General features: G+C 71.8%; 19 protein-coding genes. 12 read left to right on the top strand and 7 right to left on the bottom strand.

Translation table 11 applies throughout. The features are described from left to right. Positions 1–50: 50 nt before the first annotated feature. Positions 51–1085, bottom strand: coding sequence for a LacI family DNA-binding transcriptional regulator (locus tag KF887_13810; GenBank protein ID QYK40490.1), 1035 nt, complete (start codon positions 1083–1085; stop codon positions 51–53). An 80-nt stretch (positions 1086–1165) separates the two neighbouring features. Beyond that, complete coding sequence (locus KF887_13815; GenBank protein QYK40491.1) at positions 1166–2152, bottom strand: GguC protein; 987 nt, start codon at positions 2150–2152, stop codon at positions 1166–1168. Positions 2153–2411: 259 nt separating this feature from the next. Between KF887_13815 and KF887_13820 the strand changes: the two genes are divergently transcribed. Then, positions 2412–3071 (top strand): ATP-binding cassette domain-containing protein, encoded by a 660-nt coding sequence (locus tag KF887_13820; protein ID QYK40492.1) that lies wholly within the window; start codon positions 2412–2414, stop codon positions 3069–3071. Next, positions 3049–4821 (top strand): capsule biosynthesis protein, encoded by a 1773-nt coding sequence (locus KF887_13825; protein QYK40493.1) that lies wholly within the window; start codon positions 3049–3051, stop codon positions 4819–4821. Before KF887_13820 ends, KF887_13825 begins: the two co-directional genes overlap by 23 nt. Positions 4822–4881: 60 nt before the next feature. Here the strand turns inward: KF887_13825 and KF887_13830 are convergent, their stop codons facing one another. Together KF887_13830 and hisF are read right to left on the bottom strand one after the other, a co-directional pair. Then, complete coding sequence (locus KF887_13830; protein ID QYK40494.1) at positions 4882–5199, bottom strand: phosphoribosyl-ATP diphosphatase; 318 nt, start codon at positions 5197–5199, stop codon at positions 4882–4884. Beyond that, positions 5196–5957 (bottom strand): imidazole glycerol phosphate synthase subunit HisF, encoded by a 762-nt coding sequence (gene hisF, locus KF887_13835; protein QYK40495.1) that lies wholly within the window; start codon positions 5955–5957, stop codon positions 5196–5198. Before hisF ends, KF887_13830 begins: the two co-directional genes overlap by 4 nt. A gap of 114 nt (positions 5958–6071) precedes the next feature. Here hisF and KF887_13840 point away from each other — a divergent pair, with 114 nt between their 5' ends. Beyond that, on the top strand, positions 6072–6992 hold the full coding sequence (locus tag KF887_13840; GenBank protein QYK40496.1) for an HNH endonuclease: 921 nt from the start codon (positions 6072–6074) through the stop codon (positions 6990–6992). Between the two features lie 13 nt (positions 6993–7005). Here the strand turns inward: KF887_13840 and hisA are convergent, their stop codons facing one another. After that, positions 7006–7731 (bottom strand): 1-(5-phosphoribosyl)-5-[(5-phosphoribosylamino)methylideneamino]imidazole-4-carboxamide isomerase, encoded by a 726-nt coding sequence (hisA, locus tag KF887_13845; protein ID QYK40497.1) that lies wholly within the window; start codon positions 7729–7731, stop codon positions 7006–7008. Positions 7732–7917: 186 nt separating this feature from the next. Between hisA and KF887_13850 the strand changes: the two genes are divergently transcribed. The 4 genes from KF887_13850 to KF887_13865 all read left to right on the top strand — a co-directional run bounded on the left by KF887_13850 (position 7918) and on the right by KF887_13865 (position 10020). After that, positions 7918–8310 (top strand): DUF2147 domain-containing protein, encoded by a 393-nt coding sequence (locus KF887_13850; GenBank protein ID QYK40498.1) that lies wholly within the window; start codon positions 7918–7920, stop codon positions 8308–8310. Positions 8311–8396: 86 nt separating this feature from the next. Further along, on the top strand, positions 8397–9257 hold the full coding sequence (locus KF887_13855; GenBank protein QYK43579.1) for a DMT family transporter: 861 nt from the start codon (positions 8397–8399) through the stop codon (positions 9255–9257). After that, complete coding sequence (locus tag KF887_13860; protein ID QYK40499.1) at positions 9254–9493, top strand: hypothetical protein; 240 nt, start codon at positions 9254–9256, stop codon at positions 9491–9493. The genes KF887_13855 and KF887_13860 overlap by 4 nt, the downstream gene beginning before the upstream one ends. A gap of 71 nt (positions 9494–9564) precedes the next feature. Further along, a complete protein-coding gene (locus KF887_13865) occupies positions 9565–10020 on the top strand; it encodes a lytic transglycosylase domain-containing protein (GenBank protein ID QYK40500.1) in 456 nt (151 codons plus the stop codon). Between the two features lie 4 nt (positions 10021–10024). Here the strand turns inward: KF887_13865 and KF887_13870 are convergent, their stop codons facing one another. Both KF887_13870 and KF887_13875 read right to left on the bottom strand, forming a co-directional pair. Next, positions 10025–10414, bottom strand: a complete 390-nt coding sequence (locus KF887_13870) for a hypothetical protein (protein ID QYK40501.1) — start codon at positions 10412–10414, stop codon at positions 10025–10027. Positions 10415–10549: 135 nt separating this feature from the next. Further along, positions 10550–11002 (bottom strand): Lrp/AsnC family transcriptional regulator, encoded by a 453-nt coding sequence (locus KF887_13875; protein ID QYK40502.1) that lies wholly within the window; start codon positions 11000–11002, stop codon positions 10550–10552. A 73-nt stretch (positions 11003–11075) separates the two neighbouring features. On the opposite strand from KF887_13875, the gene KF887_13880 reads away from it, so the two are divergent. The 5 genes from KF887_13880 to KF887_13900 all read left to right on the top strand — a co-directional run bounded on the left by KF887_13880 (position 11076) and on the right by KF887_13900 (position 15330). Then, entirely contained in the window at positions 11076–11669 is a 594-nt protein-coding gene (locus KF887_13880) for a LysE family translocator (protein QYK40503.1), read from the top strand. 108 nt (positions 11670–11777) lie between these two features. After that, positions 11778–12737, top strand: coding sequence for a zinc ABC transporter substrate-binding protein (locus tag KF887_13885; GenBank protein ID QYK40504.1), 960 nt, complete (start codon positions 11778–11780; stop codon positions 12735–12737). Continuing rightward, a complete protein-coding gene (locus tag KF887_13890; GenBank protein ID QYK40505.1) occupies positions 12734–13501 on the top strand; it encodes a metal ABC transporter ATP-binding protein in 768 nt (255 codons plus the stop codon). The genes KF887_13885 and KF887_13890 overlap by 4 nt, the downstream gene beginning before the upstream one ends. A gap of 69 nt (positions 13502–13570) precedes the next feature. Next, entirely contained in the window at positions 13571–14437 is an 867-nt protein-coding gene (locus KF887_13895) for a metal ABC transporter permease (GenBank protein ID QYK40506.1), read from the top strand. Continuing rightward, on the top strand, positions 14437–15330 hold the full coding sequence (locus KF887_13900; GenBank protein QYK40507.1) for a metal ABC transporter permease: 894 nt from the start codon (positions 14437–14439) through the stop codon (positions 15328–15330). The genes KF887_13895 and KF887_13900 overlap by 1 nt, the downstream gene beginning before the upstream one ends. The last annotated feature ends 3 nt before the right edge of the window (positions 15331–15333 follow it).

The following is a 15333-nucleotide window of genomic DNA, read 5'->3' on the forward strand; positions in this document are numbered from 1 at the left end:
GGCCTGTCCACGATTCTTTGAGGTACGTCCCTCAATTCTGTTTCCGGCCCTCAGCCGGGGGGCGGAAGGTTCTCTCGCAGCAGGATGCTGATGCGGATGCGTTCCTGCGCCTCGTCGATCGGCAGGCCATCGGCCACCGCCCGCAGAAGCCGCAGCGACGACCGCGCGATATGCCCCGCGTCCTGGGCGATGACGGCGTCGATGGTGCCCTCCATCAGGGCCGCGCGGGTGCTGGGGGTCAGTTCGTGGGCGATCACCACCGACCGGCCGCCAAGCCCGGCCACGCGCAACGCGCCGGTCACCGCGCTGGTCCCTGCCCCGGCCACATAGACCGCCACCACGCCCGGGTTGGCGGCGAGGCAGGCGGCGGTCACGCGGCCTGTCAGGTCGCGGTCATCATGCCCCTCGACCGAGGGCAGCGGTTCGAGATGGGGGAAGCGTTCGGCCAGCACGGCGTCGAAACCCAGGCGGCGCTCGACCATGTCGCGGGCCAGCATCGACGACACGACCACCGCCACCTTGCCCGGCCGTGCGCCGACAAAGCGCCCCAGCAGGGTGCCTGCCGTGCGCCCGGCCGCGATATTGTCGATCCCGACGAAGTGGTCGCGCGCCGCCTTGGGCTGGTCGGTGACCAGGGTCACCACGGCGATGCGGCGCGCCCGGAGCCGGGCGATCAGGTCGCGCACCTCGGGCGTTTCATGCGCCATGATCGCCACGCCGTCGAGCGGCGCCTGCATCGCCGCCTCGACGGCCAGGACCAGCGCATGCGGGTCGCGCGGCGGCACCGTCAGCAGCGCGACCTCGCTGCGCTCGGCGATCAGGCCGCGACCGGCCTCGGCAATCGCCGCGCGCAGGCCCGCGACGAAGCGGCCCGACACCTCGGGCAGGACATAGACAAAGCGGTAGACACGCTGTCGGGCCAGGTTGGCGGCGGCCACGTCGCGGACATAGCCAAGCCGCCGTATCGCGTCGTTGACCGCATCGACGGTGCGGGCGCGGACGCCGGGGCGGGCGTTCAGCACCCGGTCCACGGTGGCCAGGCTGACGCCCGCCTCGCGCGCGATGTCGTTCACCGTGGGCCGCATGGGTTCCTCCGCCGCGGAGTATCGGACGGCGGATGAGGTACGTCAATCAGGGTGATGGCCGGGCCGCTGGCGCGGCAGGGTCACAGGCTGCGCACGCGCATCGGAACACCGGCATCGCCCGCCGTCCGCACCAGGCGGTTCACGAGCGCAGGGCCGAAGCCAGGCGCCGCGATCTCGAACAGGTCGCCCGGCTCGGTGCGGACCCCGGCCGCGAAGGACAGGCAGGCAGTGCCGAACATGTGGACATGCACCTCGCCCGGGCGGCGGAACAGGTCATACTTGAAGTGGTGGTGTTCGAGGTTGGCGATGTGGTGGCTCATGTTCGCCTCGCCCGTCAGGAAGGGAGAGGCGAACAGTTCCGCCCCGCCGCGCAGCACCCGGCTGGTGCCGCGGATGTCGTCGGGCAGCGGACCGACCCGCAGCGCAGGCCCGACCGAGAAGGCGCGCAGCTTGGAATGGGCAAGCAGCAGGTAGTTGCGCCGTTCCAGCACGTGATCCGAGAACTCGTTGGCCAGTGCGAAGCCCAGCCGGTGCGGCGTGCCGTCGGGGCCGATCAGGTAGATCCCGGCCAGTTCGGGCTCTTCCCCGCCGTCCTCGGCGAAGGGCGGCATCGGCAGGTCGCCGCCGGGCGGCACCATGACGTGCCCGTTGCCCTTGTAGAACCATTCGGGCTGCACGCCCACGCCACCCGCCGCAGGCTTGCCGCCCGCCAGGCCGTCGCGGAACATGCGGATGGAATCGGTCACCTCGGCGCCGGTGGCGGCGTGCATGCGGTCGCGCGCGTCGGCCGAGCCCAGATGCGTCAGGCCGGTGCCGGTGGCGTGCAGATGGGTCGGATCGGGATGGGTGACGGGGGGCAGGAACGCCACCCCCGCCACCGGCTGCGCAGCACCCCAGACGGTGCCTGCGACGGTGTCGGCCAGTGTCGTGCCCGCCGCGATGGCGCGCTGCGCAAGGTCGAGCACCGATGCCCCGTCGGCGGCCGGACGGAAGGCATCGCCGTCAAGCAGGCCGGCACGCGGTCCGGCGTCGGCGGAGGTCTGGATCAGCAGCAGCGGTTCGGACATGCGCGCCCCCTCCCTCGGGGCCGGGCGCAGGTGGCCGCGCCGACGCGGCGCTGTCAAGCCCGGGCAGCCCCGGCATTGCCGGAACCGGGGTCCTGCGCCATACTGGCGCCGCAATGCTGCGCCACCACCGGACCGACCGTGGTAGCGCGGTGTTCACCATGGTGCGGTATTCCGGAACCAGCCGGAAACCGGGGCGCAGCGGGCGTGATGGCGGGGCACGGGGCAGCAGGCAGGGGGCGGCGGGGGCCGCGGACAGGCGATGATCGCGTTCGAGAATGTCAGCAAGTCCTTCTGGACGGGCACGCAGCGCAAGGTGATCCTTGACCGCGCTTCGTTCCGGGTGGAGCTGGGGCGCTCGCTGGGCATCCTTGCGCCGAACGGCACCGGCAAGACCACGATCATCAACATGATGGCGGGGCTGGAGAAGCCGGACGAGGGGCAGATCTTCCGCACCTCGCGCATCTCGTTTCCGCTGGGCTTCATGGGCGGGGTCGTGACCAAGCACACGGCGACCGAGAATTCCAGGTACATCGCGCGGCTCTACGGGCTGGACCCCGACTATGTCGAGGGGTTCTGCCGCTGGATGGCCGGCATCGGCGAGTATTTCGACCGGCCGGTGGGTGTCTACAGCCAGGGGATGAAGGCGCGCTTCACCTTCTCGCTGATGCTTGCGCTTGAGTTCGACATCTACCTGATCGACGAGGGGATGCCCTCGACCTCGGATGTCGAGTTCAACCGCCGCGCGGGCGCGATCCTGCGCGAGAGGCTGACGCGGGCCACGGTGGTGGTGGTGTCGCACCAGCCCCAGACGATCGAGAAATTCTGCCGTCAGGCGGCCGTGCTGCGGCACGGGCAGCTCTACATGTTCGAGACCCTCGAGGAAGCGAAGCGTCTGTATGACTACGAAGCTCAAAGCTAGGCGGTTCCGCCTGCGGCGCCCCGAATTTCCTGCGGTCGCACCGATGCCCGCCGGCGAGGACGATCTGCTGTTCGACAACCTGACCGATGACGGTTTCGGGCCGGAGCCCTTTCCGACCGCCGCCGCCCCGGCGCCGGCCCCGCCGCCGCAGGCCCCCGCCCGCCCGCCGGGGATCGCCCCGCCCGCCGCCCGTGCCGTTCCCGCCGCCAATCCGGGCGACATCGCGGGCCCCGGCGAGGTCGCGTCAGAGGCCGATCTGGCCGCGATCCGGCGCGAGGGGCTGACGGGCCGGCAGTTGCGCCTGGCGCGGCGCATCGCGCAGAAGCACGGCCTTGCCGCCACATCCGACTTCGACGCGGTGCGCCTGCTGCGCCGCAAGGGCATCGACCCGTTCCAGCGCGGCAACGTGCTGGATCTGGTGCTGCCCGGAACCCCGCCCGAGGGGGCGGAGGCGCAGACCCTGCCCGCCGCCATGCCCGAACCGCCCGCGACCGGCCGGGCACTGACCACCACACCGGGCGAAGGCGATGGCGTGCGCCTTCCGCAGACGGTGAAGCCGCCGCGCCTGCCCAGCCCCGAGGTGCGCGCCGATACCGCCCATGCCGCCGACATCCTGAAGATCCAGAAGGACATCGCGCGCCGCCGCAAGAAGAAATCGGCGCTGCTGCTGGCGCGGCTGCTGTTCTTCGTGGGCCTGCCCACCTTCATCTGCGGCTGGTATTTCTACATCGTGGCCACACCGCTTTACGCCACCAAGTCGGAATTCGTGATCCAGCAGTCGAACAACCCGGCCGCCGCCGCAGGGGGGCTGGGCGGGCTGCTGCAGGGGTCGCCCTTTGCGACGCAGCAGGATTCGATTGCCGTGCAGGGCTATCTGCAGTCGCGCGAGGCGATGCAGCGGCTGGATGCCGACCACGGCTTCCGCGCGCATTTCAGCCAGCCCACGCTCGACCCGATCGTGCGGCTGGAACCCGATGCGAGTTCGGAGAAGACCTACAAGACCTATCAGAACAACATCCAGATCAGCTATGACCCGACCGAGGGCATCATCAAGATGGAGGTCATCGCCGCCGATCCCGAGACCTCGGCGGAATTCTCGCGCGCGCTGATCCGCTATGCCGAGGGGCAGGTGGACCAGCTGACGCAGCGCCTGCGCGAGGACCAGATGCAGGGCGCGCGGCAGAGCTATGAGGACGCCGAGGCCAAGATGCTCGATGCGCAGCGGCGCGTGGTCGAGTTGCAGGAACAGTACAAGGTGCTGTCCTCCGAGGTCGAGGTCTCGCTGATCACCCAGCAGATCGGGCAACTGGAAACCCTGCTGACACAGGACCGGCTGTCGTTGCAGCAGATGCAGGCCAATGCCAACCCCAACACCAGCCGGATGGACCCGCTGATCCGGCGTATCGCCACGCTCGAATCCGAGATCGCCGCGCTGCGCGCCAAGCTGACCGAGGACAGCGCCGACGGCCTTTCGATCGCCAAGGTGCAGGGCGAATTGCTGGTGGCGCAGGCCGATGTGCAGACCCGCCAGATGCTGCTGGCGCAATCGCTGTCGGCGATGGAAGCGGCGCGCGTCGAGGCGAACCGCCAGGTGCGCTATCTGTCGCTGTCGGTCAGCCCCGTGCCGCCCGACGAGGCAACCTATCCCCGCGCCTTCGAGAACACGATGGTGGCGATGCTGATCTTCGCGGGCATCTACCTGATGGTGTCGATGACGGCGGCGATCCTGCGCGAACAGGTCTCGGCCTGAGGATCCGGACGTCCGGCCCGCCATCCGGCGGGGCGGACGGCCCGGGCCCTGGCCGCAGGATCACCCCTGGCGCGCGGCCTTTTCGGCCAGCCCGGACACGCCCGCGCGGCGGTCGAGTTCGGCCCCGACCTCGGCCAGCGTCACGCCGCGCGCGGCGAGCATGACCGTCAGGTGGAACACGACGTCCGCGGCCTCGGACAGCAGGCGGTCGCGGTCGCCACGGACCGCCTCGATCACCGCCTCGACCGCCTCTTCCCCGAACTTCCTTGCGCAGGTCTCGGGCCCCGCCGACAGCAGCTTGGCGGTCCAGGAACTGGCCGGGTCGGCGCCGGCGCGGGCGGCCACGGTTGCGGCAAGGCGGTCGAAAGGATGGGTCATGCGGGCCTCACGGGGATGCCGGCGGCGGCCATGCGCGCCTTGGCCTCGGCGATCGTATAGGTGCCGAAGTGGAAGATCGAGGCGGCCAGCACCGCCGCCGCGCCACCGTCGCGCACGCCTTCGACCAGATGGTCAAGCGTACCGACCCCGCCCGAGGCGATGACCGGCACCGGCACCGCATCGACGACGGCGCGCGTCAGGGCGATGTCAAACCCGGCCCGCGTTCCGTCGCGGTCCATCGAGGTCAGCAGGATCTCGCCCGCGCCCCGTTCGGCCACGCGGCGGGCGAACGCCACCGCGTCGATGCCGGTGGGGCGCCGCCCGCCATGGGTGAAGATCTCCCACCGGTCAGGCGCCACCGCCTTGGCGTCGATGGCCACCACGATGCACTGCGACCCGAAGCGGTCGGCACAGGCCGCCACCACGTCGGGGTCGGCCACGGCGGCGGAATTCAGGCTGACCTTGTCCGCCCCGGCCAGCAGCAATGCACGCACGTCCTCGGGCGCGCGCACCCCGCCGCCCACGGTCAGCGGCATGAAGCAGCGTTCGGCAGTGCGGGTGACCAGATCGAACATCGTGCCGCGGTTTTCATGCGTGGCCTTGATGTCGAGAAAGCACAGCTCATCCGCACCGGCCGCGTCATAGGCTGCCGCCGCCTCGACCGGATCGCCCGCGTCGATCAGGTCGACGAAGTTCACGCCCTTGACCACGCGGCCCTCGGCCACGTCCAGACAGGGAATGATGCGGGTTTTCAGCATGGCGCCTGATTGCCGCGCCGACCGCGGAAAGGCAAGCGCCAAGCGGGGCGCCACGGCCGCATGCCACGGCCGGAAAACGCTTGCCAGACCGCGCCGGATTGATTTCCTGGCGGCATGGCAAAGCTGATCCTGATGCACAAGGCGGACTCGATCTACGACGACGAGCCTGACGTGGTCTATGATTTCCCCAGGACCTACCTGAAGCCCATGCAGGAGGGGGTCGGTGACTGGGCGATCTACTACGAGCCGGTCAAGGCCGGGCCGCGCGGGTATTTCGCCGTGGCCAGGATCAGGGGGATCGTGCCGAAGCCGGGGGTCGAGGGGCGGTTCCTGGCGCTTATCGCGCCGGACAGCTATCTGCCCTTCGACCGCGAGGTTCCGCGCCTGCGCGACGGCCGGCCGCTGGAGGCGGCACTGGCGGCAGCGGACGGTTCGCCGAAATCGGGCGGTGCGCAGCAGCTGGCGGTGCGCCGCCTGCCCGACCACGAGTTTGCCCGGATCGTCGCGCTGGGCCTGCCCGCCGACCTGATCGAGGCCGAAGCCGCGCGATACGATCCGCAGCGCCCCGGGGCAGAGGATCCCGCGGCGCCGTTTGACCGGCCGGTCATCGAGCGCCTGACCAGCCGCCCCTACCGGGATGTCGCCTTTCGCCGCAAGGTGCGTGCCGCCTATGACTATCGCTGTGCGATCTCCGGTCTGCGGCTGCGCAATGGCGGCGGGCGGCCCGAGGTGCAGGCCGCGCATATCCGCCCGGTGGAACACCAGGGCAGCGACTCGGTCCGCAACGGGCTGGCCCTGTCGGGCACGGTGCACTGGATGTTCGACCGGGGCCTGCTGTCGGTGGCCGAGGACATGACGATCCTTGTCTCGCGCAACAAGGTGCCGGCCGAGGTGGCGGCCCGGCTGGTCCGGCCGGAAGGGCGGCTGTGCCTGCCGCGCGACCCGCGCGACTGGCCACATCGCGACAGCCTGGCATGGCACCGCGAGAACGTCTTTGGCCAGATCACGCTGGAGGGCGCGGCACCCTGGGGCTGACGCGGCGGCGCGGTCAGGCGTTGCCGCGCAGCACCGCCAGCGCCTCGGCCAGGTCGATCGCCCCCTCATAGAGCGCCCGGCCCGAGATCGCGCCGGCGACCACGCCGGTATCGCGCAGGGCGATCAGGTCGTCCATCCGCGAGACGCCGCCCGAGGCGATGACCGGGATCGAGACCGCCCGCGCAAGCGCCTCGGTCGCCGCGACGTTGGGGCCCGCCATGGCGCCGTCGCGGTCGATGTCGGTATAGATCAGCGCGGCCACGCCCGCATCCTCGAAGCGCAACGCCAGATCGGTGGCCTGCACCTCGGTCACATCGGCCCAGCCGCGCGTCGCGACCATGCCGCCCTTCGCGTCGATGCCCACCGCCACCCGGCCGGGAAAGGCCCGCGCGGCGGCACGCACGAAGCCCGGATCCTCGACCGCCGCCGTTCCGAGGATGACGCGCGCCACGCCTGCGGCCAGCCACATCTCGGCGGTCGCCATGTCGCGGATGCCGCCGCCCAGCTGGCAGGGCACATCGACCGCCCCGAGGATCGCCCCGACCGCCGCGCCGTTGACCGGGGTGCCCGCGAAGGCGCCGTTCAGATCCACCAGATGCAGCCAGGCGCAGCCCGCTGCGGCAAAGGCGGCCGCCTGCGCGGCTGGGTCGGTGCCGAAGACCGTGGCGCTGTCCATGTCGCCGCGCAGCAGGCGCACGCAGGCGCCGTCCTTCAGGTCGATGGCCGGATAGAGGATCATGCGCAGCCCCCGGTGGATGTCGCGTCGGTGGATCGTCGGGCGCCCTGTCGCACGGGGGGATGGCCTTGCCAAGACCCCGCGCCCGCCCCCCGACCCGGCGCGGCATGCCCCGGACCCCACGTCACGCTTGCCCGAATCCCCCGCTGCGCGCAGAGAATCGGCCATCACCTCAGGGAGGAGGACACCATGAAGACCACCCTCGCACTCGCCACCGCGCTGGCCCTCGTGGCCGGCATGGCCGCCGCCGACCCGGTTCTGGGCGTCTGGAAGACCAAGCCCGACGACAACGGCAACTTCGGCCATGTCGACGTCAAGGCCTGTGGGGCCGCCGTCTGCGGCACGCTGGTCAAGGCCTTCGGCAAGGACGGCAAGGAAATGGCCTCGCCCAATGTCGGCAAGCGGATCATCTGGGACATGAAGGCCAAGGGCGGCGGTGCCTATGGCGACGGCAAGATCTGGTCGCCCGACCGCGACAAGACCTACAATTCCAAGATGCAGCTGAACGGCAACAGCCTGGCGGTATCGGGCTGCGTCCTGGGCATCTGCCGCGACGGCGGCACCTGGACACGGGTGAAATAACCCGCAAGGACCGGGTCGCGCCCGACGCGGCCCGGGGCCAGGATGGCACGGCCGCCTGACCGGAGCCACCGATGCCCTCGCCTGTGATGTCCCGCGCCGACTGGGCGCTTCTTCTGCTGCTGTCGGTCCTGTGGGGCGGGTCGTTCCTGTTCGTGGCCCTGGCGCTGCGGGGACTCGCGCCCCTGACGCTGGTATGGCTGCGCGTCGCGCTGGCGGCGCTGGTGCTGCTGGCGGTGCTGCGGGCGGGCGGCACCGCGCTGCCGCCGCGCCGGGCCTGGGGCGCGCTGGCGGTGATGGGGCTGGTGAACAACGCCCTGCCCTTCACCCTGATCGCCGTGGCGCAGGGGCAGATCGACGCGGGCCTTGCGGCAACGCTGAACGCCACGACGCCGCTGTTCACCGTGATCGTGGCCGCCGCCGCCGGGGTGGAACGGGTCGGCGGCCTGCGCGTCGCGGGCGTGCTTGCGGGGCTTGCGGGTGTCGCGGCCCTGATGGGCGGCGGTGCCGGGGCGCCGGGGGCGCAGGCGCTGTGCCTGGGCGCGGCCCTTCTCTATGCGCTGGCGGGGGTCTGGGGGCGGCGGCTGGCCGGGCTTGGCCTGTCGCCGCCCGCCGCCGCCTTCGGGATGCTGGCGTCTGCCGCGCTGTGGCTGGCGCCGGTCGTGCTGATCCATGACACACCGTTCACGCGCGACGCGCCGGGGGCGGCGGCGCTGGCCTCTGTGGCGGCGCTCGCCGTGCTCTGCACCGCGCTGGCCTATCTGATCTATTTCCGGCTGCTGGCCCGGGCGGGGGCGGTCAACCTGTCGCTGGTGACCTTCCTGATCCCGGTCAGCGCGATCGCGACGGGCGTGGCCTTTCTGGCCGAGCACGTGGGGCCCGCGCAGGTGGCGGGGCTGGTGCTGATCGGGGTGGGTCTTTGGCTGGTCACAAGGGGGGCACGGGCATGACGGGACGTTCGCCGCAGGACGAGGAATGGGCGGCGCTGGCCGCGCGGGCGCCGTCGCCCTGGTTCTATGCCGTGGTGACGACCGGCATCGTCTGCCGCGCGGGCTGCACCGCACGCACGCCGCTGCGGCGGAACGTGCGGCTGTTCGCCGATCTTGCGCAGGCGCAGGCGGCGGGGTTCCGGCCCTGCCGCCGCTGCCGCCCCGCCGACACCGCCCCGGGCGGAACCCTGCCATAGGCGGCGCGGCCCGGCTTTCGCGGCGCGCGCGCATAGGCTAGCAGGGCAGCGGCCCCCTGCCGGAGAGACCGATGCACCGCCGTGCCCTGATCCTGTCGCTTGCCGCCCTTGCCGCCTGCGGGCGCGGGGCATCGTCGCTGTCCGACAGCACCCCGCTGCATGCCAACGAAACGCCGGAACTGCGGCGGCTGATCAACCACCATGCGGATGCGAACGGTGTGCCGCGCAGCCTGGTGCACCGGGTGGTGATCCGCGAAAGCCGCCACCGGCCCGGGGCGCGCAACGGCCCCTACTACGGTCTGATGCAGATCCTGCCGCAGACTGCCCGCACCATGGGGTTCCGGGGGCAGCCGCAGGACCTGCTGGATGCCGACACGAACCTGACCTATGGCGTCCGCTATCTGCGGGGCGCCTGGCTGCTGGCAGACGGCAGCGAGGAACGCGCGGTCATGTGGTATGCGCGCGGCTATTACTACGAGGCCAAGCGGCGGGGCATGCTGGTGGAAACCGGCCTGCGGTCGGGCTGAGCGGTCAGCTCATCTCCTTCTTCCGCTTGGCGGCGTTGGTGGCCATGGTGGCCGCCACGCCCTTCGCCTCCTCATAGGCGCCCTTGTCCTTGCCTTCCTTGTCCTTGGCGAGCTTCAGCAACTCCGCCGCCGTGGACTTGGCGGCATCGGCCACGCCGCCCATCGCGTCCACCATGGGCTTGAGATCCTTCTTCGCGGCCTCGAGCGTCTTGATGCAGGCCTCGATCTCGGACAGTTTCAGACCCGGCACGTCGGCGGGCATCGAGAACGACGATTTTGTCGCGCCCTCAAGCGCCTTGAGCGCCTTGGACAGGTCGCCGTTCTTGTAGTCCTTGGGTTTCACCTTCTCCCAGGTGGCAGCCTTCAGGGACGTATCGACGACGGTTGCACCCATTCTGTCCTCCTTCGCTGGAAACAGTGGCAGCAGTTCCGATCCGCTCAGTTCCCGGCGTCCCGCAGCGGTCGGTGCCGACAGCGTGCCGCGCAGGCGGGATTCGCGCAAGCGCGGACCGGCCGGGCACCGGGGCGGTCAGGCCCGGTCATCCTTGGGGCTGCCCATCACGACAAAGGTGGTCAGCGCCTGCACCTGCGGCAGCACGCCCAGCACCTCGGTATGGAAATGCTTGTAGGCCGCCAGATCCGCGGCCTCGACCCGCAGCAGGTATTCGACCGAGCCCGTGATGTTGTGGCATTCCCGCACCTCGGGGGCCCGGGCCACCGCGCGCTCGAACGCCTCCTGCGCGTCCTTGGTGTGGCGGTTCAGCCCGACCGTGACATAGGCCACGAAGCCGACCCCCAGTTTCGCGGGGTCAAGAACGGCCCGGTAGCCCCGGATCAGCCCCGCGCGCTCCATCTCCTGCACGCGGCGCAGGCAGGCCGAGGGCGACAGACCCACCCGTGCCGCCAGGTCGAGGTTGGCCATGCGCCCATCGCGCGACAGTTCGCGCAATATCCGGCGGTTCATGTCGTCCAGTTTCGTCATGGATTGCAGGAGTAGCCGCAGGACGCACCATTTTGCAATCCGTACCCGCTTGATCCGGTGCAGGATTGCGCGCATGAGCACCGACCTGATCCTGGCCCTTGCGGGCTTCGCCTTCGCCTCGTCCATCACGCCGGGGCCGAACAACCTGATGCTTCTGGCCTCGGGGGTGAACTTCGGCCTGCGGCGAACGGTGCCGCACATGCTGGGCGTCAGCCTGGGCCATGCGCTGATGGTGTTCCTGGTGGGCCTGGGCCTGGCGGGGCTGTTCCTGGCCGAACCGCGCCTGGTGACGCTGCTCAAGCTGGCAAGCGTGGGCTACATGCTGTGGCTGGCCTGGAAGATCGCGCATGCCGCCCCGCCCCGGCCGGGCACCGCCCCGGGCCGCCCCTTCACCGCGCTGCAGGCGGCCGCCTTCCAGTGGGTGAACCCCAAGGCCTGGGCCATGGCGCTGACCGCCACTGCGGTCTATGCGCCCGACCGCAGCACCGCGTCGATGGCGCTGGTGGCGGCCGTGTTCTGCGCGGTCAACCTGCCCTCCGTCGCGGTCTGGGCGGCGGCAGGCCAGAGCCTGCGGCGCTGGCTCGAGGCGCCGGGCCGGCGGGTGGCCTTCAACCGCGCGATGGCGGTGCTTCTGGTTCTGTCGCTCTGGCCCGTGCTGGCGGGCTGAGGCGGCGCCGCACCAGATCGGCGAGAGATTGCGAATAATTCTCAATCGCATTGACTTTGCGACTCGTTCGCATATCTTCCCCGCATTCCCGCCAGCTGGAGCCTTCCGATGCCCGCCACCCGCACGACCCGCCGCGCCATCCTGGCAAGCCTCGGCGCGCTGGCCTTCGCGCCCGGCGCCCTCGGACAGGGCGCGCCGCGCATCGTCGCCACCACGGGCATGATCGCCGATGCCGCCCGGCGCCTGTCGGGAACGCCGGTGCAGGGCCTCATGGGTCCGGGGATCGATCCGCATTCCTGGCGTGCCACCCGCACCGATATCGCCGCGCTGGCCAGGGCCGATCTCGTGCTGTGGCACGGCCTGAACCTCGAGGCCCAGCTGCGCGACCTGATGGCGGACCTCGCGGCGCGCAAGCCGGTGGTCGCACTGGCCGAGGCGCTGCCGCAGGATGCGCTGCTGCCCGACCCCGAATATCCCGGCCTGTTCGACCCGCATGTCTGGTTCGACCCGGCGCTCTGGTCGGGCATTGCCGCGCCGCTGGCGGCCGCGCTCGACACCGCCTTTCCCGACCGCGCCGCGATCCATGCCGAGGGTGCGGCGGCCTTCGCGGCGGATGCCCGGGCGGTGGGCGCCTACGCCGCGCGCGTACTGTCCTCGGTGCCCGCCGATCGCCGCCTGCTGGTCACGGCGCATGATGCCTTCAACTATTTTGGCCGCGCCTACGGCTGGCAGGTCGAGGGGATCCAGGGCCTGTCCACCGACAGCGAGGCGGGTCTGGCGCGCATCGCCGATCTGGTGGACCTGCTGGTGACCCGTGACGTCCCGGCGGTCTTTGTCGAAAGCTCGGTGCCCGCCCGCGCCGTCCGCGCGCTGATCGAGGGGGCCGCCGCCCGGGGCCACCAGGTCACCATCGGGGGCGAACTGTTCTCGGATGCGATGGGTGCGGACGGCACCTATGAAGGCACCTGGATCGGCATGGTCGATCACAACGCCACCGTGATCGCCCGCGCGCTCGGCGGCGAGGCGCCGGCGCGCGGCATGGCCGGGCGGCTGGCGGCGGGCGCATGACGACGGATGCCGCACCCCTTGCCCGCCTGGCTGCACCGCCCGCCACCCCGGCGCTGGCGGTGGCGGGCCTGACCGCCGACTATGCGGGCGCCCCGGCGATCGAGGCCGTCACCGCGACCTTCCCCGGCGCCGCGCTGACCGCCATCGTCGGCCCGAACGGTGCGGGAAAGTCCACCCTGATCAAGGCCGCGCTGGGGCTGGTGCCGTCGCAGGGGGCGGTGCGGTTCTTCGGCACCGCGCTCGACACCGCCCGCGCCCGCGTGGCCTACATGCCGCAGCGCGCAGGCGTCGACTGGGATTTCCCGCTGTCCGCCTTCGACGTTGTGGCGACCGGCCTCTACCGCCGCACCGGCCCGTTCCGCAGGCTGACCCGGGCCGACCGCGCGCTGGCGATGGATGCGCTGTCGCGCGTCGGCCTGGCCGATCTTGCGCGGCGCCAGATCGGCGCCCTGTCGGGCGGCCAGCAGCAGCGCGTGTTCCTGGCGCGGGCCCTGGCACAGGGGGCCGACCTCTACCTTCTCGACGAACCCTTCGCCGGGGTCGATGCCGCGACCGAGGCCGCGATCATGGGCGTCCTGCGGGCGCTGCGCGATGCGGGCGCGGCCGTGGTGGCGGTGCACCACGACCTGGCGACCGTATCCGACCGCTTCGACCGGGTGCTGATGCTGAACCGCCGCGTCGTGGCAGAAGGGCCGGTGGCCGAGACCTTCACCGCCGACCGGATCGGCCGCACCTATGCGCCGGTCGTGGCCGACGCGGCCTGAAGGGATCGTCCATGCGGCCCCGCGCCCCGATCCGCCCTGTCCGCCCGCCCGAGCCGCGGGCCTGATCGCATGTTCCTGTCGGCGCTGACCCTGCAACTCGGCTACAACGCCACGCTGGTGACGCTGGGCGCCGCCATGCTGGGGGTCGCAGCCGGGGCCACCGGCGCGGCGCTGTTCCTGCGCCGCCGGTCGCTGGTGCCCGATGCCATCGCCCATGCCACCCTGCCCGGCGTGGCGCTGGCCTTCCTGGCCCTCACCGCGCTGGGCACCGAATCGCGCGGCCTTGCGCCACTGATGCTGGGCGGGGCCTTGACGGCCGGGGCCGGGCTCTGGGCCCTGCAGCGGCTGACTGCCCGCACCCGGCTGGCCGAGGACACCGCCACCGCCGCCGTCCTGTCGGTGGCCTATGGCGCGGGCATCGTGCTGCTGACGCTGATCCAGGGCCTGCCGGGCGGCCGCCAGGCCGGGCTGGAAGGGTTCCTGCTCGGCTCGACCGCCGGGATGCTGCGCGCGGATGCGATCATCATCGGGGCGGGCGGGGCGCTGGTGCTGGCGGTGCTGGCGCTGGCCTGGCGCCCGCTGACCATGACCGCCTTCGACCGCGCCCATGCCGCCGCGATGGGCCTGCGCCCGTCGGTGCTCGACGCGCTCCTGCTGGCGCTGGTGCTGGCCGTGGTGATCACCGGCCTGCGGGTGGTGGGCGCGGTGCTGATCGTGGCGCTGCTGGTGACACCGGCCGCCGCCGCCCGCCTAGCGACGGACCGGTCCGGACACATGGCGATGCTGTCGGGGCTGATCGGCGGCGCGGCGGGCTGGCTGGGTGCCGCCGCCTCGGCCGCCGTGCCGGGCCTGCCCACCGGGGCGGTGATCGTCTGCGCCGCCGCCGCGGCCTTCGCCATGGCCGCGGCCCTGCGCCGGATGCGGGGGTTGGCGTGATGGCGGCCGATTTCGTCGCCCTGTCGCTGGTGCCGATGCTCGCCGCCGTTCTGGCGGCACTGGCCACCGCCCTGCCCGGCAACCTGCTGATCCTGCGGGGCGAGGCGATGGTGGGCGACATGATGGCCCATGCCGCCCTGCCCGGCATCGTCGCCGCCTTCCTGGTCACCGGGTCGACATCGGGCCTGGCGATGACCCTCGGCGCCATGGCGGCGGCGCTGCTGTCGGTCGGCATGGTCCAGGCGATCCGCGCGGCGGGCCCGGTGCCCGCCCCCGCCGCCATGGCGATGACCTTTACCACGCTCTTCGCCGCGGGCGTCCTGATGCTGGAACTGACGGGCGCGGGCGGTGTCCATCTGGATGTGGAACACGCGCTCTACGGCAGCCTCGAATCGCTGATCTGGCTGGATGCGACAGGCTGGGGCGCGCTGCTCGACCCCGCCGCGCTGGCGGGCCTGCCGCCCGAGCTGTTCCATCTGGCCGCCGCACTGGGGCTGGTCGCGGCGACGCTGGCGATGGCCTGGCGCCCGCTGGTCATGGCCTCGTTCGATCCGGTCCACGCCGCCACCCAGGGGCTGCCGGTGCGCGGGCTGTCCCTGCTGCTGGTCGCGGTCACCGCCGTCGCATCGGTCGCCGCCTTCGCCGCCGTCGGCGCCATCCTGACCATCGCCATGCTGATCCTGCCCGCGGCCACCGCCCGCCTGCTGACCGACCGCCTGCCCCGCCAGGTGGCGCTCAGCGCCGTCATCGCCGCGACGACCGCGCTCGCGGGCACGGTGCTGGCGGGCTGGGGCCCGCTGGCGCTGGGCCATCATGCGGCGGTCAGCGCCAGCGGCATGATCGCGGTCACCGGGGGCGTCGGCCTCGGCCTTGCCGCGCTCCGCCGCGCCTGACCC

This window comes from Paracoccaceae bacterium, assembly GCA_019454225.1.
Lineage (GTDB): Bacteria > Pseudomonadota > Alphaproteobacteria > Rhodobacterales > Rhodobacteraceae.

Bases quoted from the DNA above. Each gene is read 5' to 3' on its own strand.
- KF887_13810 (QYK40490.1), bottom strand. From the start codon at position 1,085: ATGCGGCCCACGGTGAACGACATCGCGCGCGAGGCGGGCGTCAGCCTG.
- KF887_13815 (QYK40491.1), bottom strand. From the start codon at position 2,152: ATGTCCGAACCGCTGCTGCTGATCCAGACCTCCGCCGACGCCGGACCG.
- KF887_13820 (QYK40492.1), top strand. From the start codon at position 2,412: ATGATCGCGTTCGAGAATGTCAGCAAGTCCTTCTGGACGGGCACGCAG.
- KF887_13825 (QYK40493.1), top strand. From the start codon at position 3,049: ATGACTACGAAGCTCAAAGCTAGGCGGTTCCGCCTGCGGCGCCCCGAA.
- KF887_13830 (QYK40494.1), bottom strand. From the start codon at position 5,199: ATGACCCATCCTTTCGACCGCCTTGCCGCAACCGTGGCCGCCCGCGCC.
- hisF (QYK40495.1), bottom strand. From the start codon at position 5,957: ATGCTGAAAACCCGCATCATTCCCTGTCTGGACGTGGCCGAGGGCCGC.
- KF887_13840 (QYK40496.1), top strand. From the start codon at position 6,072: ATGGCAAAGCTGATCCTGATGCACAAGGCGGACTCGATCTACGACGAC.
- hisA (QYK40497.1), bottom strand. From the start codon at position 7,731: ATGATCCTCTATCCGGCCATCGACCTGAAGGACGGCGCCTGCGTGCGC.
- KF887_13850 (QYK40498.1), top strand. From the start codon at position 7,918: ATGAAGACCACCCTCGCACTCGCCACCGCGCTGGCCCTCGTGGCCGGC.
- KF887_13855 (QYK43579.1), top strand. From the start codon at position 8,397: ATGTCCCGCGCCGACTGGGCGCTTCTTCTGCTGCTGTCGGTCCTGTGG.
- KF887_13860 (QYK40499.1), top strand. From the start codon at position 9,254: ATGACGGGACGTTCGCCGCAGGACGAGGAATGGGCGGCGCTGGCCGCG.
- KF887_13865 (QYK40500.1), top strand. From the start codon at position 9,565: ATGCACCGCCGTGCCCTGATCCTGTCGCTTGCCGCCCTTGCCGCCTGC.
- KF887_13870 (QYK40501.1), bottom strand. From the start codon at position 10,414: ATGGGTGCAACCGTCGTCGATACGTCCCTGAAGGCTGCCACCTGGGAG.
- KF887_13875 (QYK40502.1), bottom strand. From the start codon at position 11,002: ATGACGAAACTGGACGACATGAACCGCCGGATATTGCGCGAACTGTCG.
- KF887_13880 (QYK40503.1), top strand. From the start codon at position 11,076: ATGAGCACCGACCTGATCCTGGCCCTTGCGGGCTTCGCCTTCGCCTCG.
- KF887_13885 (QYK40504.1), top strand. From the start codon at position 11,778: ATGCCCGCCACCCGCACGACCCGCCGCGCCATCCTGGCAAGCCTCGGC.
- KF887_13890 (QYK40505.1), top strand. From the start codon at position 12,734: ATGACGACGGATGCCGCACCCCTTGCCCGCCTGGCTGCACCGCCCGCC.
- KF887_13895 (QYK40506.1), top strand. From the start codon at position 13,571: ATGTTCCTGTCGGCGCTGACCCTGCAACTCGGCTACAACGCCACGCTG.
- KF887_13900 (QYK40507.1), top strand. From the start codon at position 14,437: ATGGCGGCCGATTTCGTCGCCCTGTCGCTGGTGCCGATGCTCGCCGCC.